The following is a 1,364-nucleotide window of genomic DNA, read 5'->3' as shown; positions in this document are numbered from 1 at the left end:
CTCCGGCGGCGGCCCCGCCTCCGCCGCCCCGGCGGGGAACGGCGCTCCGCCGCCGCTCGCCCTCGACGGCTACTCCGCCGGCGCCCCGCACGCCGTCGCCCCCGGCGAGCCCGACCCGAACGGCGTCACCTACACGGCCGACGGGCCGCTCCCGGACGGTCCGCGCTCGGCGGCCGTGCACTGGCCGAAGGGAGAGGTCGGCGCGGCCGACGTGGCGCGCCTCGCGCGGGCACTCGGCCTCACCGGGACACCGGTCGCCGAGGGCAAGGCCTGGCGGATCGGGGACCGGGACGGCCAGGGCCCCGCTCTGCAGGTGAACCGGCAGGCGCCCGGCACCTGGACCTTCCACCGGTACGCGCCCGGCACCGACGACTGCCGGAGCGTCACCGTGTGCGCCGGGGACCCTGCCGCCGGTGCGGGCGACCCGGTCGGCGAGGAGGCGGCGCGCCAGGCCGCCGCGCCGGTCCTGAAGGCGGTCGGCCAGGGCTCCGCCGAGGTGGACGCCGGCCGGGTCGTGGGCGCGCGGCGGGTGGTGAACGCCGATCCCGTGGTCGGCGGGCTGCCGACGTACGGCCGGCCGACCGGGGTGACGGTCGGCGCGCGGGACGAGGTGGTGGCCGCGAGCGGCCAGTTGACGGCGCCGGTGCGGGGAGCGGAGTACCCGGTGCTGGGCGCGGAGCGGACGCTGGCGCTGATGAACGCGGCGCAGGGACCCGCCCCGCGGGCCGGTGCCGGCGGCTGCGCCAGTCCGGTACCGCTGGGCGCCGAGCGGCCCGCGGCGCCCTGTGAGGAGGCGCCGGGTGCTCCGGCCCGGGAACGGATCGCCGTCGAGGACGCGGTGTTCGGGCTGGCCTCGCACTCGGTGGGGGCCCGGCCGGCGCTGGTGCCGTCCTGGCTGTTCGAGGTGCGGGCGCCCGGGGCGCGGGACACCTACACGGTGACGTATCCGGCGATCGACCCGGCGTACCTGAGCCCGGCCCGGCAGGATGACCGGCCGGGTCCGCGGCCGTCCGAGCCGGGGGACGCCCCGCGCGCCCGCGACGTGCGGGTGGAGGGCTACACCGCCGAGGGCCGGGAGCTGACCGTGCGCTTCACGGGCGGGGTGTGCGCCGACTACACGGCCGAGGCGGTCGAGCGGTCCGGCAGGGTGACCGTGACGGTGACCGAGAAGCCCTGGCGGGACAAGGTCTGCATCCTGATCGCCAAGGTGCACCACCGGACCGTGCAGCTGGACGAGCCGCTCGGCGACCGCAGGGTGGTCGGCTCGGACGGCGAGGGCGTCCCGCTGGAGAAGCCGGGGGCGCGGCTGCCGGAGCGGCCGGCCGTCTGACGGCGGAAGGCGGCGGCCCCCCGTGCGGGGGGCC

1 protein-coding gene is annotated in these 1,364 nt (G+C 79.4%); it reads left to right on the top strand.

What is annotated here, in order from left to right; translation table 11 throughout:
• Positions 1 to 1,330 (top strand): hypothetical protein (locus ACFF45_RS35395; protein WP_381351149.1); only part of this gene is annotated, 1,330 nt, incomplete at its 5' end.
• Positions 1,331 to 1,364: the final 34 nt, after the last annotated feature.

Source organism: Streptomyces cinereospinus (genome assembly GCF_042430725.1).
Taxonomy (GTDB): Bacteria; Actinomycetota; Actinomycetes; order Streptomycetales; family Streptomycetaceae; genus Streptomyces; species Streptomyces cinereospinus.
Note: the sequence above shows the minus strand (reverse complement) of the source record. Positions and strands in the feature narration are given on the sequence as shown.